This is a genomic window from Hyphomicrobiales bacterium (genome assembly GCA_039973685.1).
GTDB lineage: Bacteria > Pseudomonadota > Alphaproteobacteria > Rhizobiales > JACESI01 > JACESI01.
The window spans coordinates 1-18,539 of the sequence record JBDWKL010000021.1; the positions used below are offsets into that span (position 1 = coordinate 1).

Consider the following 18,539-nt stretch of genomic DNA (forward strand, 5'->3'; position numbering starts at 1 on the left):
AAAAAGGCTACATGACAACAATTCACTCTTATACGGGTGATCAGCCAACATTGGATACAATGCACAAAGACTTGTATCGCGGTAGAGCGGCTGCAATGTCTATGATCCCAACATCAACAGGTGCTGCAAAAGCTGTTGGCCTCGTATTGCCAGAGCTTAAAGGCAAACTTGATGGTGCTGCGATCCGTGTTCCAACACCAAATGTTTCTGTTGTAGACCTCAAATTTGTGCCATCGCGCGATGTAACAGCTGAAGAAGTCAATGCAGCAATCATCAAAGCCGCTGACGGTCCTTTGAAGAACGTCCTTGGCTACACAGATGAACCGCTTGTAAGCCAAGACTTCAACCATGACCCACGGTCTTCAATCTTCGCTTTGGATCAAACCAAAGTGCTTGAAGGCAACCTTGTTCGTATCCTTTCTTGGTACGACAATGAATGGGGTTTCTCTAACCGCATGTCTGACACTGCGGTGGCTCTCGCCAAGTACATTTAACCATTTATTAAGAAAGCCGCCCCTCAAGGGCGGCTTTCTGCTAATATTACCGTCGATAAACGTTCAACAAATAAGGATACGTTATGTTCGACGATGTTTGGAAATTTGCTCTTATAGTCGCTGTTACTGCAGCGTTGGTTTCTGGGTATGATGCATTATTCAACAATGGAGAATGGGTTCGTTACGCCATTGTCGAACTTGATGTGCCAGACTTTCCAGATCTATTCGCTAGCCTCTAACTAACAAGGCGGCGATGAGGGCACTTGCAAGATCAGGTAAGCTGCATGACCGCTTTTAAAACACTCGACGACATCGACGTAACCGGCAAACGCTGCCTTGTTCGCGTGGATATCAATGTACCCATGAATGATGGCGTCGTGACGGATACAACCCGCATTGAACGGGTTGCTCCAACAATCAAAGAAATCTCTGACAAAGGCGGCAAAGTTATTTTGCTCGCTCATTTTGGACGCCCTAAAGGTAAGGTCGTGCCAGAAATGAGCCTTGCGCCTGTTGCCCCAGCATGTGCAAAGGTTTTTGGAAAACCTGTCGCTATGGTCGGCGCGAACGGACCGCAAGAAGTGATGGAAATGCTGTCTGCCATGCAAGACGGTGACATCGCACTGTTAGAAAACACACGCTTTCACCCAGGTGAAGAAGCAAACGATCCTGATTTTGCGAAAGCAATCGCAAGTATGGGCGACATCTTTGTTGCAGATGCTTTCTCAGCCTCTCACCGTGCTCATGCAACAACTGTTGGTCTGGCAAGTCATCTTCCAACTGTTGCTGGCCGCACCATGCAGGCAGAAGTTGAAGCACTAGAAGCAGCCCTTGCAAGCCCTGAACGCCCAGTGGTGGCCGTTGTCGGTGGTGCAAAAGTCTCTTCCAAAATCGACCTTCTAGAAAACCTCGTCTCACGGGTTGATAGCCTCGTAATTGGCGGCGGCATGGCAAACACCTTCCTTGCAGCCCAAGGCGTTGATGTTGGCAAATCCCTGTGCGAACACGACCTCGCACCGACTGCCTTGAAAATTTTTGCCGCAGCCGAAAAAGAAAACTGCGAAATCATTCTTCCAAGCGACGTGGTCGTTTCCAAAGAATTTGCAGCCAATGCGGACAACGAAGTGGTGGCTGCTGGAAACGTTCCATCAGACACAATGATCCTAGATGCAGGCCCAGACGCAGTAGCGCGGGTTGGCGTTGCCATTGATCAAGCCAAAACCCTCGTATGGAATGGTCCACTTGGCGCCTTTGAAATTTCACCTTTTGACAAAGCAACCGTTGCCGCAGCTCAACACGCGGCAAAAGCAACCAAAGACGGCAAGATCATGTCTGTTGCTGGTGGCGGCGATACGGTTTCTGCCCTCAACCATGCAGGTGCTGCGAAAGACTTTTCTTACGTTTCCACCGCAGGCGGCGCATTCCTTGAATGGCTAGAAGGCAAAGCCTTGCCAGGCGTTGAGATATTGCGGAACTAATGACAGACCTCACCATCATAGACATCGCTGGCATTCTCGGCGCGTTTTTGGTGGTTGGCGCATATTTCCTCAATCAAATCGGGCGCCTTCGTTCGGAGAGTTTGATTTTTCCAATCGTCAATATGGTCGGTTCTAGCCTTATTGTTTGGTCGCTCGTGTATGAATTTAATGCGGGCGCTTTTGTTATCGAAGCTTGTTGGGTGCTGATAAGTCTTATCGGCATTATCAGACATTTGATAATCCGACGAAGAAAGCCGTCACCAGATGAGACGCACTAAAATGCGGCACCATAATCGTGAGCACCAAAATAATGATATTAAAAAGGCTGCTCGCAAAAACGGCACTGGAAATTTGAAGAAAAAAAAGCTAATCATCATCTAACAAATTCAAACGCTGCCCCGCAGATTTCGGGCTGTAATTTGGTGATTTAAAGGCGTTTTTTGAAACCGCAATTATGTAATGGGGGATATAGATGACTAAACTCAAACCTGGTGTCGTAACCGGCGAAGAATATGTAACTTTGGTAGAGGCTTGTAAGAGCGGCGGATACGCCCTTCCAGCTGTCAATGTTGCAGATGTTAACTCACTGAATGCCGCGCTTGAATCAGCCGCAATGACCAAATCGGACATCATTATTCAAATGTCGAATGGTGGCGCTGGGTTTTTCGGTGGCCCATCAATTGGAACCATTGATATGAAAGTGAAAGGCGCAGTCTCTGCAGCCCGTCACGTTCACATGATGGCAGAAGATTACGGCGTTGCAGTTATCCTGCATACCGACCATGCGAACCGTAAGTTGTTGCCTTGGATCGATGGCATGATGGATTACAATGAAGCCGCTAAAAAAGAGACCGGCAAGCCGCTCTTTTCTTCTCACATGATCGATCTATCTGAGGAAGAACTCGACGATAACATTGGCACATGTGCCGATTATCTGAAACGTATGGCACCGTGCGATATCTCACTTGAAATCGAACTCGGCGTTACCGGCGGTGAAGAAGATGGCGTTGGGCATGACCTAGATGAAGGTGCTGATAGCGCTCACCTCTACACCCAACCAGAAGATGTTTTGCAGGCTTATGATGCGTTGAAAGACCTCGGTCACTTCACGGTTGCCGCGTCTTTTGGCAACGTGCACGGCGTTTACAAACCGGGCAATGTACAGCTTCGCCCAGAAATTCTGATCAACAGCCAAAAACTAGTTGAAGCCGAACGCGGCACTGGCTCTTTGCCATTGCATCTCGTCTTCCACGGTGGTTCAGGCTCTGAGAAAGAAAAAATTGCTGAAGCCTTGTCTTATGGCGTGTTCAAAATGAACATCGACACCGACACACAATTTGCATGTGCGAAAGGTATTGGCGATTATGTTGATGCCCACCCAATTGCCTTTAAGCATCAAATTTGCCCAGAGACCGGTGCGCCGCAGAAGAAATTCTACGACCCACGCAAATGGAACCGCGCGATCCAACAATCAATGGCCGCTCGTCTCGAAGAAGCCTTCCACGACCTACAAAGCCACGGTCGTTCTGTTTGTAATTAAAGCCGATAAGAATATTAATTTAAAACCCCCAGCCCTGTCTGGGGGTTTTTCTTTTTAGAGCGCCAATTGCCTCCTCCAATTTCACTTCTTGTATGAAAGCCAGATGATCACTACTTACCAATGTGAAATTTGCCTCGATCAAGAGTGGAGCTTTGCCTATTTTTAATTTTTCTCTCTTCACCCTCTTTTTTCTATTTGCAGTCGCATGCTGCGGGGTGATGGCAATCTACTTTGTGCAAGAACGCCTTATCTTTCCCGCACCTAATATTGCTGTTGAAGGGTTTGAAGATGAGATATTTGAGCGGGCCGCAATAACAACGCCAGATGGAGAAGAACTCTTTGCCCTCCATCATCCATCTGAAAAGGAAGAAGCTACAATCCTTGTTTTTCATGGAAATGGCGACGCAGCAATTTTTCAAAAAGAAAAAGGTGCGCATTTAGCCGAACAAGGGTTTGGCGTATTACTCGTTGAATACCGAGGCTATCCAGGAAGTTCAGGTGAACCATCTGAAACTGGTTTGTTCATTGATGGACAGGCTGCCTATGATTTTATTATCAATCAAAAACCCCAACGCGTTGGATTATACGCCCATTCCCTTGGAACAGGCGTTGCCGTAAACCTTGCAACGGAGCGGGACGTGTTTGCTGTTGTTTTGGAATCACCGTTCGATTCCCTTATGGCTGTTGCCCAAGACAGAATGCCGTGGTTGCCCGTTAGTTTGCTTCTTAAACACAAATTTCGATCAGATTTACGCATCCAAAATGTCACCGCACCCATCTTGATCATGCATGGTAATCGAGACGGTGTCGTCCCGATCAAACATGGCAAGCTATTGCATGATACAGCTTCATCAAAAGCTATTTTTGAAGAAATAAAAAATGCCGGACACAATGATTTAGCCAATTTTGGAACCGTTGAAAAAGCAGTAAAATTTTTCAAACATGGTTTGAAGTAAGACAATTGTAAAACAAAAGATTATCCAAGGCTTGAAACCTCAAACTTGATCCCAACACGTGCACCTTCATCTATAGCTTGCGATATTTTTGGCCAACGATTACCCTCACTCTAAAGGCTCAAAGGAGATTGTTATGAGTGAAGAAGTGGCTATCCGAGAAATGCTGGACGCGTATATTGAGAGTGGGCGAAAAGCAGATTCCGCCATCATGCGACCGATCTTTCATGCAGATGCCACAATGTATTGGGCAGCCGACGGCCAGATTGAAGGCGGTGGCATTGAAGAGTTATTTAAGCGTGTGGATGCTAGAGACCCCTCCCCTGATGTTGTCGCTGAAATAGGCCCCATTGATGTAAGCCATTCGACGGCAACCGTCCGTGTGGAATTGCATAATTGGGGTGGGAATAGGTTTTCAGATCAATTTACTCTCATCAAGACAAATGATGGTTGGAAGATCATGCAGAAGGTTTTTCATAAACACTGATGAAGGTGTTCATGGTGGATCAACTAGCGACATATATCTTCTGCGAAACAGGAAGTGTTCGCCAATTTTAATACAGTTTATGGCGCAAACTTGATCCCAACCTCATAGACGCCTAATAAGGCGTTATGACCAAAAAACATGACCCAGAAATTTATCGCACCCGCCTTTTCCTCATCACGCCAGCTGACTATGAAACGGCGGCGTTTGCGAAGGTATTATCCGAAACCCTTGCAGGCGGTGACGTTGCTTCGCTTTTGATCCTTCCGCCCAAAGACGGTAATTATCAAGAAGCGGCAAAAACGCTGATCCCGATTGCACAAGAGCACGAGGTCGCGACACTTATCCACAATGATAGCCAAGTGATGGGCCGCTCAGGCGCTGATGGTCTTCATCTTGATGGTGCGACCGAAGACATTGTTGAAACCGTAAAAGCCCATGCTGGCCGCGAGGTTATGGGTGTTGCAAGCGCCCCCACGCGCCATGAAGCAATGGAAATGGGTGAAGGTCCAATTGATTATCTTTTCTTTGGCCGCCTTGATGGTGACACAAAGCCGGATATCTTTCCAAAGATGTTCAAACTGGCTGAATGGTGGTGTTCGCTGTTTGAAGTTCCAGGTGTCGTTATGGGTGGAAGTAGTTTGGAAAGCGTCGAGCAAGCATCAAAAGCCGGCATTGATTTCGTCGGCCTTCGTACAGCAGTTTGGGATGCAGACGATCCCAAGGCGGCACTCGCGCAAGCAAACCAATTACTCGACACAGATTTTAAAGCCCGAAAGGCTGCTTTGGATGCGTAATTTTCGTTTATTCCTTCTTCCTCTTTTCACACTGATGTTTGCAGTCCCTCATGCGATTGCGCAAAGTGATGAAAAGGCCAACGTGGAAGCGGAAAATGAAAAGCCTGCGACAGTAAAATCAAATCCCAGCACACCCAATCCCGCTTTAGCAGAAAAAGCAAAAGAGGATACCGAACGCCGCCCTTCGCCTGGGGAAGTTGAACAAAAAATTCTAGATCGCGCCCGCGCATCCCTTGGTGAACTGGAGCCCGATGCTGATGTTGCCTATGGTTATTTTCAACGCGGCCTCTATCTCTCCGCCCTTGCCGTTGCGACCGATCTTGCAGAGATTGGCGACGGTGCGGCACAGGCTTTAATCGGCGAACTTTATCGCCAAGGGCTTGGTGTTGTAAAAGATCAAAAAATTGCGTTTTCTTGGTTCAAGTTGGGTGCAGATAACAATAACCGCGAGGCAGCGTTTCAATTGGGTTTCATGCATTTAGATGGCATTGGCACTGAACGAAACAAGCAGGAAGCCGCAAAATATTTTACCATTGCTGCCGAACAAAATCATGTACTCGGCCTTTATAATATAGGCCTCATGCGCCTTACTGGCGAAGTGCTAGAAAAAGACATCGAGCTTGCAGCGGATAGTCTTTTGAAAGCAGCAAAACTTGGTAATCATGATGCGCAATTTGCCATCGGCGAACTATACCGTGAAGGCCATGGCGTAAAGAAAGACCAAATTCTCGCAACCATCTATTTTGGACAAGCAGCCCGTGGCGGCCATGATACGGCACAAATAGAATACGCCACCCGCCTTTTAAACGGCATCGGCATTGGCAAAAACGAAGATGATGCAGCAAGATGGTTCCTTGTGAATGCGCGCGCTGGCAATGCCATTGCGCAAAACCGCCTCGCACATCTTTATCGCACAGGCGCTGGCGTTCCCTTAGATCCTCTCAGTTCAGCCCGTTGGCATCTCATCTCGAAGAAACAAGGTTTCAAAGACAAACACCTCGATGTCTTGTTCAATGAATTGGATGACGAAGCTAAAGCTGCAGCAACTAAATTGGCTGAAAAATGGGTGCCGACAGCACGCTGATCGAAGCCCATAAATTCCCACATCACAAACAATTTGGTTGATGCAAAACACCAAAGCGCAAATGATCTCTTATCGAAAAATTCCCTTAAAGGTATTCCATGCGCTTTCTGCTTTTATCTCTCGCTCTCTTATTGCTTCCAGCTAGTGCACACGCTTGCGGTGCAGAAAGCAGGTGCGAGGTGGAAGATGGATATTACCTTGCCGCTGAACCAGAAAATTGGGACGGCAAAACGCCCCTTCGCTTAGTTGTTTATTTCCATGGCTGGAATGGGACACCTGAGGGCACGTTTCGCAATCGTGGCATGGTAAGGGGTGCCACAACCAGAGGCGCGCTCTTTGTCGCCCCGTTCGCACAAACAGGTTATTGGCGCCAAATCGGCAAAGGCCGCGCGGAAAGTGGGCGTGATGAGGCGGCCTATATTCGCGACGTGATGAAAGACATCAAAAAACGCTGGCCAATTGACGAGAGCCAAACCCTCGCCTCTGGCTTTTCGCGTGGGGCTTCTATGGTGTGGAATGTTGCGTGTTATACAGGCGACCTCTTTCGCGCTTACGCCCCCATCGCAGGTGGCTTTTGGCGTTCCAACCCAGATACATGCGCAACTGGTCCTGTGAACCTTCGTCATATTCATGGTCTCAAAGATCGCGTCGTCTCCTTCGATGAAGTGGGCGTTTATAACTCCATGCCAATCCCTGAAGGTTTCGATATTCTCACCCGCGTCAACGGTGCATCAAACGATGCTCGCACCGTGAAAAGCGGTGACAAACGTCTTTCGTGTGAACGCTGGGATAAAAGCAGCAGCGGACGTGTTTTAGAATTATGCTTGCATAAACGCGGGCATTCCATTCCAGCAGAATGGGTCGGCCACGGGCTTGATTGGCTCGCCGCCTTGCCGGAAGGAAGTTAGCATGGGCATCGTTTCAATGAAGAAGATGAAATGGTCCTTGCTTCCCTTTGCTACCACTTTCATTTCGCTCAGTGCGAGCTTACCCCTCAACGCCCAACAATGCGGGCCAGAGGCTCCTTGTGAAATCGAGGGTGGAAGTTACCACATGCGCGTGCCTGCAGGAGACGGCCCTCATCCAGTTTTAATCTGGTATCACGGACACCGTGGCAATGGCGCATCCATTCATCGAAGTGGCGGCTTACAACGGGACTTCCTCAATCAAGGCTATGTCTTAATCGCACCAAACGGTTATCAGCGCTCGAAAGACGGGCCACGTTCCTACCCCGCCCGCGACGGGACACCGCGCGATGATGTGGATTTCACTTTCAAAGTTTTGAAAGCCGCCGGAAAACGCGCAAAGCTCGACCCCAACAAAATCTTCGTTGGCGGCTTTTCGGCTGGCGGTTCTATGGCTTGGCTTCTTGCCTGCAAGCAGGGCGAAAAACTTGCTGGAATGGTCAGTGTTGCAGGCGCATTACGACGACCGAATACAACCAATTGTGCGGGCCTCAAATCTCTGCCGATCATGCAAATACACGGCTTTGCCGACAGCCAAGTGCCGTTTGAAGGCCGCATCATACGTGATTGGCACCAAGGCAGTATTTGGGAAAGCCTTGACCGCGCACGCCAAGCAAATGGCTGCAGATCAAACCCTGATGAGATCAAAATTGACGCAGATTTTAGAAGCCGCATTTGGAACGCCTCTTGTAAGCACGCACCCGTAAAGCTCGACATTCATAATGGCGGCCACGGCTTACCAAAAGGCTGGACGGAACGCGCCCGCTCTTTTTTAGAGCAGGCGACTAATCCTAAATAGCGAATGTGGCGGTTAGCTTATCCGCCCCAAAGTTCTGTTGTTGGGTGAAACTGCGACCATGCGAACCAAAACGCTTGGTGACTACCAAGGTCTGACCCGTCTGTACCAACGGCACGAATACCACCAGCATCAAGTTGCAAACGCACATTTTCAACCGCGATCTCGTCTCCACGCTTCAAAGCAATAAGCGCCTTGCTACGTTGGAACGCGACAGGTTTGCCAGAAGCCGTGATCACACCAATAATATCTTCATGCACTGACAAGCGCGGATCGACATCACCTACAGGGAAGATCGGACCATTGGCATCGCGGTTATTGCGGAAGTCAAAGTCTTGACCCAGCGCATATTTTTCTTTGAGCACAGTGGTGTTTGGATGTTCTTTTTTCCAAGTACCCCAATCCGTTGTAATCACTGTTGCTTGCTTCAAAGTCACTTTCTTCTTCAAAAGCGGACCTGTTACAGCATCACCACGAAACGTGTCAAAGACCGAGTGAGAGGTAATGTCATACATTACTTTATTGGAGCGAATGAGAAGTCCTGATGTACGCAATATTGGACGTTCAACACCTTCTGGCACGCGGTCCGTGAAGTATGCCTGCGCAGCGCCACATAGGGTACAATAAGGAATACCAAGATGGCGACCACCCAATGTGTCATTCACCATCTCACGCACTTCCATGATCTGGCGAGGATAAGCACGCGATTCACCGTTTATCGTAACGCCAAAGACGATGTCTTCGTCTTCTAACCATTTTGCATCTTTAGCGCTTTCAACTTCAGGGTTGTCAGCAGCAGGGATGCAATTGCAGCGCTCGTCTGTCGTATCGTACGCACGATCGTCAATCAGCACACCGCCCCAAGAAACAAGGCGCCAATCAATATCACCTTCAACGAAAATCTTATCCCAGCCCGGCACAACCGTTGTGAATATTGCGCGTTTCGCTTTCAAATATTCTGGCGGTGCAGGAATATCCCACGCAATCAGGTGGTCAGTGACCGATCCCCAATAATTAGCTGGTGGCAATGTTTTACCCAAAAGTTTGGAAGCCGCATCACCAAGCACCGAATCCAATTGACTGCTTGAAGCAAAACGCAACAAGTCTGCAATGATCCAAACAAGGCGTGGGTCTTTCGCTTCAACAATTTTGTTGAGAGCCAATGTCTGTTCATCCGCCCAATTGCCCTGCTCCATGCTTTTGACAAAAGCCACATTAACAGCATCTTTAATCTCAGACGAAAGAGCGCCCTTGGGGGTGGCAGGTGGTTTGCCAAATTGTTCAATTACATATTGCGACACTTCCTCTTTCGCCTGCACATGTGAACTCACACCAATTAAGGCGGCAATCAACACAGCGGCAAAAAATAGAAATCCACGCGAATGCTTGTAATAATTCAACTCCATCAACGAGCCTTCCTCACACTTAAATCAAATAAAATTAAATGCCCCAACTGAGCATATGGATAAACGATTTTCCCAATGTTGGACTATAACGCGAACAAAAAGCAATATGGATCACGATGTCATCAGATTTCAGTGAGCAGCAGCCTTTATTGCCCCATTAAATAAAAGCGTCACGCAAAATCGCCGGCCATCGCCAGCTTATGATGAACAAGCCGTTATAAATTGAACTCAAATTGAGCATAAATTTTCACCTGACTTTAAAAACAATCAAGTACAAGGGTATTGAACATGGATTTTGACAAATAAAATTTCACTATTACATGAACCATTTATTCGGAAGTTTTACGCTTATGAAAAAAATATCATCAGTAAAAACGACAAAGACTAAACCATCAGTCTTCAAAAGATTCTGCCGCGATAACAAGGGCAGTATATCAATCGAATATGGCATGATTGGCTCTCTAGTCGCTGTGGGAATTGTCAGCGGTGTTAGCTCTAGCGGTGAAAGCATCGGAAACACCTTCGCTACCATTTCAAACACTATTTTAGCTGCAACAGCACCCGCGCCGTCTAATCCTTCATCCCCTGCGGCTTCACTTAAATCACAGCCTCCATCCTCTGCGTCTTCTTTTTAAGCTTCACTTACGGCAAATTAATAGATTTGATTTACAGTTGGTGGCTGAAATAAGCCATCAATGAATGCGGTATCAATGTTGTCAAACATACCAAGGTATTTTAAAAAAAATACAGGATTAAAGGTCACATACATTGCAGTATATGGCTTGTTTTGTTTGGCGATTTTGCTTTCACCGCAAACCCAAATTTTCAATTTAAGAATTGCTGATTTCCTACAATTGATGGAGCGAACGCCAGTTAGCCAAGATATTCTCATTGTGGATATCGACCGCAAGACTATTGATAAATCTGGATCATTCCCCGTCTCGAACCAATTTTATGCAAAGCTTTTAAACCACCTTGAAGGTGCGGGCACTCAACGAATTTATCTCGATCGTTTGCTATCAGTCAAAACCAACGCTGCAGACGATCAGGCACTCGCTGATGCATTAGCAAAGCTTGGGCCAGAGAAAATTGGGATCCCAGCGTATAACCCAACACCCACGCAAGCTCTTTCTAAACCGAATGAAAAATTTGCCGGTACGACGACCGTTCTCGGCAGCAGTTTCTTCCCGGATACCGATAATAGATACCGTAAATTCTCCACTTACGCAGGTAACGGCGCGGTATACCCTAATGCAGCACGATGGTTGAATGGTGAAACCAGCTTCCGCCCTATCGCCTTGAACCAGCATTTTGATTTGGAATCATTAACTCATATTTCAGCTTGGGATGTGCTCTCCTTGCCTGCATCAGAACTGGCAAATAAAACAATCCTGATCGGCATTCCAACGTCCGTCACCTCTGATGGTTTAACCTATACCAACAACTCTAAAATTAACCGCGTAACTCTTGTTGCGCTGGCTTATGAGTCCGTGAGAACGCAAACTGATACAAAAGCTTTTTCACGCTTTTGGGAATTCATCATTCTTCTTGGCATAGGTCTTTTTTCGATAAGCTTGTCGATTGCTTTGGACGTCACAAAAAACAAACGTGTTGGGCGGGTGGTCTACGCACTGTTCGGTATTTTCAGTATTTTTTATGTAAGCTATTACCTTCTAAGCACGCACTACTTATATCTTCCGATCGTTTCAATGGTTTTTGCTTTCGGTCTGGCTAAGCTCGTATTTTCTGCCTTTAAAATTCGACTGCTAGAAATGATTTTCGAGCTCTATTCTGGTGACCTCTCTCCTGAGGAAGCATGGGCATGGCAAACCGTCGCAAGACAGAAAGAACCGCTGGTTCTGATCGGCTTTAAAGGCCCCAAGCGCTGGAACGATGCAGCAAAGCAAGCAGGCTTCTTCGACGAAGACAATCCCAATACGGATAAAAACAAAGTAATCATTCAAACAGCCCTCAATGAGAAGAACAACGAAGGGTTTACTGTTGATTTGCATGACTTACACGAAATCAAAACCGTGGAATGTTCATTTCCCTTCGCGCACATCCCCCTCATTCGCATAGAAGATATTACAGCAGAGCAAAACGAAAAGAAGCGGCTAGAAAAAGCACTTCACACCGACCCCCTTACAGGATGTTTGAACCGCGCAGGTTTCTTTGCAGCCGTCGGTGAGGTTGAATCCAACTATGCAACAATTATGATGGACCTTAATGGGTTTAAAACGGCTAACGACACTTTGGGTCATGCGGCTGGTGATGAGTTATTGAAAATTGCAGCGCGCCAGTTTGCAAACGTCTTGAGCGACGATCAAACACTAGGCCGACTTGGTGGCGATGAGTTTTGTGTCATGTTGCCGACTGTTGAAACACCTGAAGCCGCGCAACACGTTTGCGATTTATTGGAAAACGCATTCAAAGGGCAAATTGATTTAAGCGGTGGCCTTCAAGCTGAAATGTCCGTTGCTGCTGGTTTTGCCATTGCCAAAGACGGCAACAAGATTGATTACGTCTTAGATCAGGCCGATCAACAAATGTACAAACGAAAAGCACAAATCAAAGCTGTGCCAAAAACAGCCCCACACGACAACCATTTCAGGACGCGAACGCCTTAACCTAAAGGGCAAGCCATTCGCACATCTAGGCGACATTCATCGCCTCACCCCTTGCATAATCGCTACAATAATGGTTCAAGCGGCAAACCACATTTAACACGGTGATGTCCCATGAAAATCAATGGCAACGAAATCCGACCTGGCAATGTTATCCAGCACCAAGATACAATCTGGGTTGCGGTCAAAACACAGCATGTAAAGCCTGGTAAAGGCGGCGCGTTTGCGCAGATCGAATTTAAGAATTTGATCGATGGTCGCAAGCTCAATGAACGCTTCCGCGCGACGGAAACTGTTGAGCGTGTGCGTCTTGAGCAAAACGACTATCAGTTCCTTTACGAACAAGGCGAAGCGCTGGTTTTCATGGATATGGAAAGCTATGAGCAGCTTGAGCTTCAAAAAGATTTTGTTGGTGAACGCGCTGCCTTCTTGCAAGACGGCATGGAAGTAACCGTGGAAAGCCACGAAGGTCGTCCAATCGGCATTCAATTGCCAGACCAAGTGACTTTGGAAGTAACAGACACCGAGCCGCACATTAAAGGCCAGACGGTTTCTTCCTCTTACAAGCCAGCCCTTCTTGAAAACGGCGTCAAAACTGGCGTGCCACCCTTTGTTGTGGTTGGCGATAAGATCATCGTTGATACCAATGAAATCACCTACGTAAAGCGCGCTGAATAGTTTCACCGCTTATCGAACTGACTTTAAAACCTTGAAAGGTTCTTGAACATGGCGCAAATGTCAGCGCTCCTCAACGTTATGGTAGCAGCCGCGATGAAAGCAGGCCGCAAGCTGAAACGTGACTTTGGTGAAGTAGAAAACCTTCAAGTGTCAGTTAAAGGCCCTGCCGACTTTGTTACCAATGCGGACAAACAGGCTGAAAAAACGCTTTATGAAGAGCTTAAAAAAGCACGCCCAAAATTCGGTTTTCTGATGGAAGAAAGCGGTGAGGAAATTGGCTTTGATAGACAGCACCGCTGGATTATCGACCCGCTAGACGGCACCACCAATTTTATGCACGGCATCCCGATGTTTGCGATCTCCATCGCCCTTGAAAGCCAAGGCGTGTTGCAAGCAGCTGTGGTTTATAACCCAATCACGGAAGAACTCTTCACGGCTGAACGCGGCGCAGGCGCTTATATGAACGATCAACGTTTGCGCGTTGCCAATCGTCGCAACCTTTCTGAATGTGTCATTGCAACAGGCATCCCGCATATTGGCCGTCCAGAACACGGCAAGTTTCTACTAGAGCTTGCAGACCTTATGGGCAGCACTGCTGGTATCCGCCGCATGGGTGCTGCATCTCTTGATCTGGCTTATGTTGCTGCTGGTAGATTTGACGGTTTCTGGGAACGTGGCCTCCAGCAATGGGATATTGCAGCTGGCATGTTGATCATCACTGAGGCGGGCGGTTATTTGTCAGACCTTGATGGCGGCAAGAAAATTTTCGAAAAAGGCGAAATCATCGCTGGCAATGAAAATGTTCACAATAAGCTACGTAAGGCACTGAAAGAAGCGCGCACAAAATAGCGCTTGTCTCAATTCGCTTACTACTTATTCAAGCCCAGCGTAGAAAAATCGGAAAATATGCCGATCTAACTCGATTGTCCCACAGCAATCTGTGCGCGGTCATGCCTTTGACATAAACTAGGGCTTCTCTCTTCCCAAATTTTCGTTAAGAATAAAGCTACAATGCGGTGGCTTGAGGGGAGAGTCTTGCCAATGGCGTCAGAATACGATCCATACAATATCGAAAAGCCAAACAGCTATTTGATTATCATGGTGATCTTTTTGATCATCGTCGCCTTTGCGACACTCATACTCTATCAGCAAATCATCACAGCTTATTTTGCCAATGTGGGCTTAAACAGCATCATTGGTATGGTTTTGCTTATCGGGATATTTTTATCTTTCGCGCAAATCCTGCGGCTTTATCCTGAAATAAATTGGGTCAACACCTACCGGATTGATCGCGCTGCTGTGGCTGTCAAACGGGGACCAAGATTGTTGGCGCCAATGGCAACCCTTTTAGGGGATGCTTCCAATCAGTCTAACATCTCCACACAAGGTATGCGCTCCATCCTTGATTCCATTGGCCAACGCCTTGATGAAGGCCGCGACACATCGCGCTATCTGATCGGCCTCTTGGTATTCCTCGGTCTACTCGGCACCTTTTGGGGCTTACTGCAAACCGTGAACGCGGTTGGATCTACCATCCAAGCGCTGGATGTGGGTTCTGGCGATTCATCACTCATATTCGAAGATTTAAAAACCGGCCTTGAAGCGCCACTCACAGGCATGGGCACCGCGTTTTCATCTTCCTTGTTCGGTCTATCCGGCTCGTTGATCCTCGGGTTCCTTGATCTTCAATCTGGTCATGCGCAAAACCGGTTTTACAATAACCTTGAAGACTGGCTCTCAACCTTCACTGATTTATCGGGTGATTTGAGCGATCTTAAAAACGCATCGTCTCCTGCAGAATTTGCAACCGCAATCGAACGCCTTGCGCGTGTGGTGCAGCAAGGAAATCGGTCTTCTGAAGCAGCAAGCGAACAAAACACATCTGCCACGTCTGATCTTGCCGAAGGCATTCAGGGTCTCGTGCAAAATATGAGATCAGAACAGCAATTGGTTCGAAACTGGATGGAAGCACAAAGCGACCAGCAGGGAGAAATCAAAAAGTTCCTCGAAACATTATCCAAGAAGAGCTAACGCAAAATGGCCCTCGGCAGATATAGAAGACAAGAAAATCGCGCGGACTATTGGCCGGGCTTTGTGGATGCAATGGCGACATTGCTCCTCGTGATGATCTTCTTGCTGTCGGTTTTCATGCTGTCACAGTTTTTCTTAAGCCAAGAAATCAGCGGCAAAGATACGGTTTTGAACCGACTAAATGGCCAAATTGCCGAACTCACCGAACTGCTCGCATTAGAACGTGCCAACACAGGCACGCTTACAGATTCCGTGGCTGACCTTCGCGCGAACCTTTCCAACATCGAGGCAGAAAACAGCCGTCTACAAGGATTGCTGTCAGCGGGTAGTGGCTCACAAATTGCCGCTGACGAAAAAGCCGATACGCTTGAAAATGCATTGGATACAGAAAAAGCGGTTTCCCAACGAGCCCTTTCTCAAGTTGAGCTTTTAAACAAACAGATCGCAGCCCTTCGCAGACAAATTGGGGCGCTTGAAGATGCACTGGATGCCTCTGAAAACCGTGACCGCGAGAGCCAAACGAAAATCGCTGACCTTGGCAAACGCCTTAACGTCGCCTTGGCTCAAAAGGTGCAAGAACTCTCTCGTTTCCGCTCTGACTTCTTTGGCCGCTTGCGCGAAATCTTGAGCCAGCGCTCCGACATTCGCGTGGAAGGTGATCGCTTTGTGTTCCAATCAGAAGTGCTATTCGGCTCCGGCTCTGACAGTATTGGCGATGACGGGAAACCGGAACTTGATAAATTAGCAGAAGCAATTGTTGAGCTTGAAGGCGAAATTCCAACTGAGATCAATTGGGTTTTGCGTATTGACGGCCATACAGACAACATCCCGCTGTCTGGCGCTGGTCGCCTTCGTGATAACTGGGATTTGTCAGCAGCCCGCGCTAACTCCGTGGTGCGCTATTTGGTTTCGCGTGGCGCATCGCCCAATCGCTTGGTTTCAGCAGGCTTTGGTGAGTTTCAACCGCTCGACACAGCAGACACACAAGAAGCCCGCAATCGCAATCGACGGATAGAATTAAAACTGACGGAACGGTAGAAGCAGCTTATCTGCCAAATGCTTCTTCAAGCAGGTTGATATGGCCAGCTAGCGGATTGCCATCTTGCACCGATACTTTTTCGCTTGTTGAAAGCGCGTCATCAAAATGCAGAACCTGTTCTTGCAAGCGAACTGAACGTTCGATCATGCCTTTCAGTTCCTCCGGCAACAACTCCCAGCTTTCGCCTGACGTTGAGACTGCTTGCTTTTTGATTTTAACTTTCTTCTGCTCTTCTTTGGCCTGCTCGACGGTCATTTCGCCCTCGCTGACAGCCCGTTGTAAGAGCAACCAAGAGGCAAGTTGCATCAAACGCGTGGTAAGGCGCATGGATTCTGTTGCATAAGCGAGAGACTCAGAACGCTCCATCGCTTTAGACTGCTCACGGCCAATTGTATCAAGATAATTAGCGGCTTCTTCAACCAGCGACATGCCACGTTCAAAAAGTTCTAGGAAAGCTGGCGATTCAATGAGGCGGTTACTGAAAGACACCAACCCACTCGTCTCATCCAAATCAACTAAATTAGAATTATCAGTCATTTAGAAAGCCACCCTATACAAACGCTTTACCGTGCCTTGATAGCACAATAGGACCATAAGCCCTAAAAGACAGCTTGTAAAAGATGTCTATGACACTGTGAACAATTAGCGCAAATTAAGGTTAAAAAAAAGCCGCTTACGAGAAGCGGCTATAAAGTCTAAACAGGGAGCGTCAAACAGAGTGGTAGGAGCCACTCGTCCAGAATTTCACGAGAGACCCGCTCAAATTCCTTTAACAGCCTTAGTAATAACTTAGAAAGATTAACACCGCGTTAAAGTAAGGTTTTGGAAAGCCTGTTCATTTCCTTAGTTGTAAGGATAACGATCAACACTCACTTCTTAAAAAAGCTCTCAGCCGAAGACATACTTGCCCGCTTCATGGCGCCTGCTTCTTCAAGACGAATGATTTCATCTTTCAATAATCCCACCCGTTTTTCCAGCTCCTCAATTGAGAGGGCTGAGAGGTCTTGGCCAATCTCATGGCTTACCGGTTTCTTTTGCGGTTCATCATCAAACATGGCTTTGCTCCTTTTCTACTTTAGTAAACCATAGACGAGGGGTGGTGAACAATTCTATACCTAAGATAAGGCCCTATTTGAGAGCGAAATGAAGGATTAATGCCATGAGTGAAACACCTGCAATGATGAAAGCCGTAGAGATCACCGAAGCCGGTGGGCCCGATGTATTGGTTGCCCGCGATGTAGCAACGCCGCATCCAGAAGGCAGCGATATTCTCATTCGTGTCAAAGCAGCAGGCATTAATCGACCTGACATCTTACAGCGCAAAGGGCTTTATCCCGCACCAAAAGACGCCTCCCCTCTCCCCGGTTTAGAGGTTGCTGGTATTGTGGAAGCCGTTGGCCGTGATACTTCAAAGTTCAAAGTGGGCGATGAAGTCTGCGCGCTTACACCCGGTGGCGGTTATGCAGAGTTTTGTCTAGTCGATGAAACCAATGCACTTACCATCCCCAAAGGTTTGAGCTTTGAACAAGCTGCCTGCGTGCCAGAAACCTTTTTCACCGTTTGGCACAATGTGTTTGAGCGCGGCGGATTGGGCGAAGGCGAAGTACTGCTCGTTCATGGCGGCGCATCTGGCATTGGCACGACAGCCATTCAATTGGGCAAAGCCTTTGGCGCAACGGTTATTGCGACAGCCGGCAATGATGAGAAATGCCAAAAATGTCGCGACCTCGGTGCCGACCTTGCAGTCAATTACAACACAGATGACTATGTAACAGCCGTCAAAGAATTCACGGGCAAAAAAGGCGCAAACGTTATTTTAGATATGGTTGGTGGTGACTACATCGAACGCAACTATAGTGCCGCCGCACCAGATGGCCGCATCGTCCAAATCGCCTTCTTAAACGGCCCAATTGCTGAGGTGAACTTCACCAAACTCATGTTAAAACGCCTGACACATACAGGTTCGACACTGAGAGCGCGTTCAGTCGCTGTGAAAGCGGGCATTGCCAAAGAGCTAGAAGAAAAAGTCTGGCCATTGCTTGAAGCAGGCACGGTTGGCCCCGTTATGGATTCTAATTTTCCATTAGATAAAGCCAATGAAGCCCATGCGCGTATGGAAAGTTCTGGCCACTTTGGGAAGATTGTTCTCACCGTATAAATCGACGTAAAG

Annotated in this window: 20 protein-coding genes; 17 read left to right on the forward strand and 3 right to left on the reverse strand. The window is 47.6% G+C overall.

The window, feature by feature from the left end:
• The 11 genes from ABJO30_06760 to ABJO30_06810 all read left to right on the forward strand — a co-directional run.
• On the forward strand, nt 1-494 hold a 494-nt coding region (locus ABJO30_06760; GenBank protein MEP3232511.1), incomplete at its 5' end, for an erythrose-4-phosphate dehydrogenase.
• An 83-nt stretch (nt 495-577) separates the two neighbouring features.
• Nucleotides 578-733: a hypothetical protein gene (locus ABJO30_06765; GenBank protein ID MEP3232512.1), complete on the forward strand. Its 156-nt coding sequence runs from the start codon at nt 578-580 to the stop codon at nt 731-733.
• A 45-nt stretch (nt 734-778) separates the two neighbouring features.
• The gene (locus ABJO30_06770) at nt 779-1,972 is read left to right on the forward strand and encodes a phosphoglycerate kinase (protein MEP3232513.1); all 1,194 of its coding nucleotides are present in this window, start codon (nt 779-781) and stop codon (nt 1,970-1,972) included.
• A complete protein-coding gene (locus ABJO30_06775) occupies nt 1,972-2,250 on the forward strand; it encodes a hypothetical protein (protein ID MEP3232514.1) in 279 nt (92 codons plus the stop codon). The genes ABJO30_06770 and ABJO30_06775 overlap by 1 nt, the downstream gene beginning before the upstream one ends.
• Before the next feature lie 194 nt (nt 2,251-2,444).
• Entirely contained in the window at nt 2,445-3,512 is a 1,068-nt protein-coding gene (gene fbaA, locus ABJO30_06780) for a class II fructose-bisphosphate aldolase (protein MEP3232515.1), read from the forward strand.
• Nucleotides 3,513-3,730: 218 nt separating this feature from the next.
• On the forward strand, nt 3,731-4,468 hold the full coding sequence (locus tag ABJO30_06785) for an alpha/beta hydrolase (GenBank protein ID MEP3232516.1): 738 nt from the start codon (nt 3,731-3,733) through the stop codon (nt 4,466-4,468).
• 133 nt (nt 4,469-4,601) lie between these two features.
• A complete protein-coding gene (locus ABJO30_06790; GenBank protein ID MEP3232517.1) occupies nt 4,602-4,952 on the forward strand; it encodes a nuclear transport factor 2 family protein in 351 nt (116 codons plus the stop codon).
• 125 nt (nt 4,953-5,077) lie between these two features.
• Nucleotides 5,078-5,746: a thiamine phosphate synthase gene (locus ABJO30_06795; protein MEP3232518.1), complete on the forward strand. Its 669-nt coding sequence runs from the start codon at nt 5,078-5,080 to the stop codon at nt 5,744-5,746.
• Nucleotides 5,739-6,830, forward strand: a complete 1,092-nt coding sequence (locus tag ABJO30_06800) for a tetratricopeptide repeat protein (protein ID MEP3232519.1) — start codon at nt 5,739-5,741, stop codon at nt 6,828-6,830. The genes ABJO30_06795 and ABJO30_06800 overlap by 8 nt, the downstream gene beginning before the upstream one ends.
• Nucleotides 6,831-7,009: 179 nt before the next feature.
• The gene (locus tag ABJO30_06805; protein MEP3232520.1) at nt 7,010-7,738 is read left to right on the forward strand and encodes a hypothetical protein; all 729 of its coding nucleotides are present in this window, start codon (nt 7,010-7,012) and stop codon (nt 7,736-7,738) included.
• A 1-nt stretch (nt 7,739) separates the two neighbouring features.
• Nucleotides 7,740-8,594 (forward strand): alpha/beta fold hydrolase, encoded by an 855-nt coding sequence (locus ABJO30_06810; protein MEP3232521.1) that lies wholly within the window; start codon nt 7,740-7,742, stop codon nt 8,592-8,594.
• Between the two features lie 17 nt (nt 8,595-8,611).
• Here the strand turns inward: ABJO30_06810 and ABJO30_06815 are convergent, their stop codons facing one another.
• Nucleotides 8,612-9,997: a DUF3179 domain-containing (seleno)protein gene (locus ABJO30_06815; GenBank protein ID MEP3232522.1), complete on the reverse strand. Its 1,386-nt coding sequence runs from the start codon at nt 9,995-9,997 to the stop codon at nt 8,612-8,614.
• A gap of 791 nt (nt 9,998-10,788) precedes the next feature.
• Here ABJO30_06815 and ABJO30_06820 point away from each other — a divergent pair.
• The 5 genes from ABJO30_06820 to ABJO30_06840 all read left to right on the forward strand — a co-directional run bounded on the left by ABJO30_06820 (nt 10,789) and on the right by ABJO30_06840 (nt 16,368).
• The gene (locus tag ABJO30_06820; protein ID MEP3232523.1) at nt 10,789-12,624 is read left to right on the forward strand and encodes a diguanylate cyclase; all 1,836 of its coding nucleotides are present in this window, start codon (nt 10,789-10,791) and stop codon (nt 12,622-12,624) included.
• Nucleotides 12,625-12,735: 111 nt separating this feature from the next.
• Nucleotides 12,736-13,299 carry an elongation factor P gene (gene efp, locus ABJO30_06825; GenBank protein ID MEP3232524.1) on the forward strand — a complete coding sequence of 188 codons (564 nt, stop codon included), beginning with the start codon at nt 12,736-12,738 and terminating at the stop codon, nt 13,297-13,299.
• Between the two features lie 48 nt (nt 13,300-13,347).
• Nucleotides 13,348-14,148 carry an inositol monophosphatase family protein gene (locus ABJO30_06830; GenBank protein MEP3232525.1) on the forward strand — a complete coding sequence of 267 codons (801 nt, stop codon included), beginning with the start codon at nt 13,348-13,350 and terminating at the stop codon, nt 14,146-14,148.
• 192 nt (nt 14,149-14,340) lie between these two features.
• Entirely contained in the window at nt 14,341-15,330 is a 990-nt protein-coding gene (locus ABJO30_06835; protein MEP3232526.1) for a flagellar motor protein MotA, read from the forward strand.
• 6 nt (nt 15,331-15,336) lie between these two features.
• The gene (locus ABJO30_06840; protein MEP3232527.1) at nt 15,337-16,368 is read left to right on the forward strand and encodes a peptidoglycan -binding protein; all 1,032 of its coding nucleotides are present in this window, start codon (nt 15,337-15,339) and stop codon (nt 16,366-16,368) included.
• Between the two features lie 7 nt (nt 16,369-16,375).
• Here the strand turns inward: ABJO30_06840 and ABJO30_06845 are convergent, their stop codons facing one another.
• Complete coding sequence (locus ABJO30_06845) at nt 16,376-16,906, reverse strand: DUF1465 family protein (GenBank protein MEP3232528.1); 531 nt, start codon at nt 16,904-16,906, stop codon at nt 16,376-16,378.
• Nucleotides 16,907-17,238: 332 nt separating this feature from the next.
• Nucleotides 17,239-17,424, reverse strand: a complete 186-nt coding sequence (locus tag ABJO30_06850) for a DUF1192 domain-containing protein (protein ID MEP3232529.1) — start codon at nt 17,422-17,424, stop codon at nt 17,239-17,241.
• Between the two features lie 104 nt (nt 17,425-17,528).
• On the opposite strand from ABJO30_06850, the gene ABJO30_06855 reads away from it, so the two are divergent.
• Nucleotides 17,529-18,527: an NAD(P)H-quinone oxidoreductase gene (locus ABJO30_06855; GenBank protein ID MEP3232530.1), complete on the forward strand. Its 999-nt coding sequence runs from the start codon at nt 17,529-17,531 to the stop codon at nt 18,525-18,527.
• The last annotated feature ends 12 nt before the right edge of the window (nt 18,528-18,539 follow it).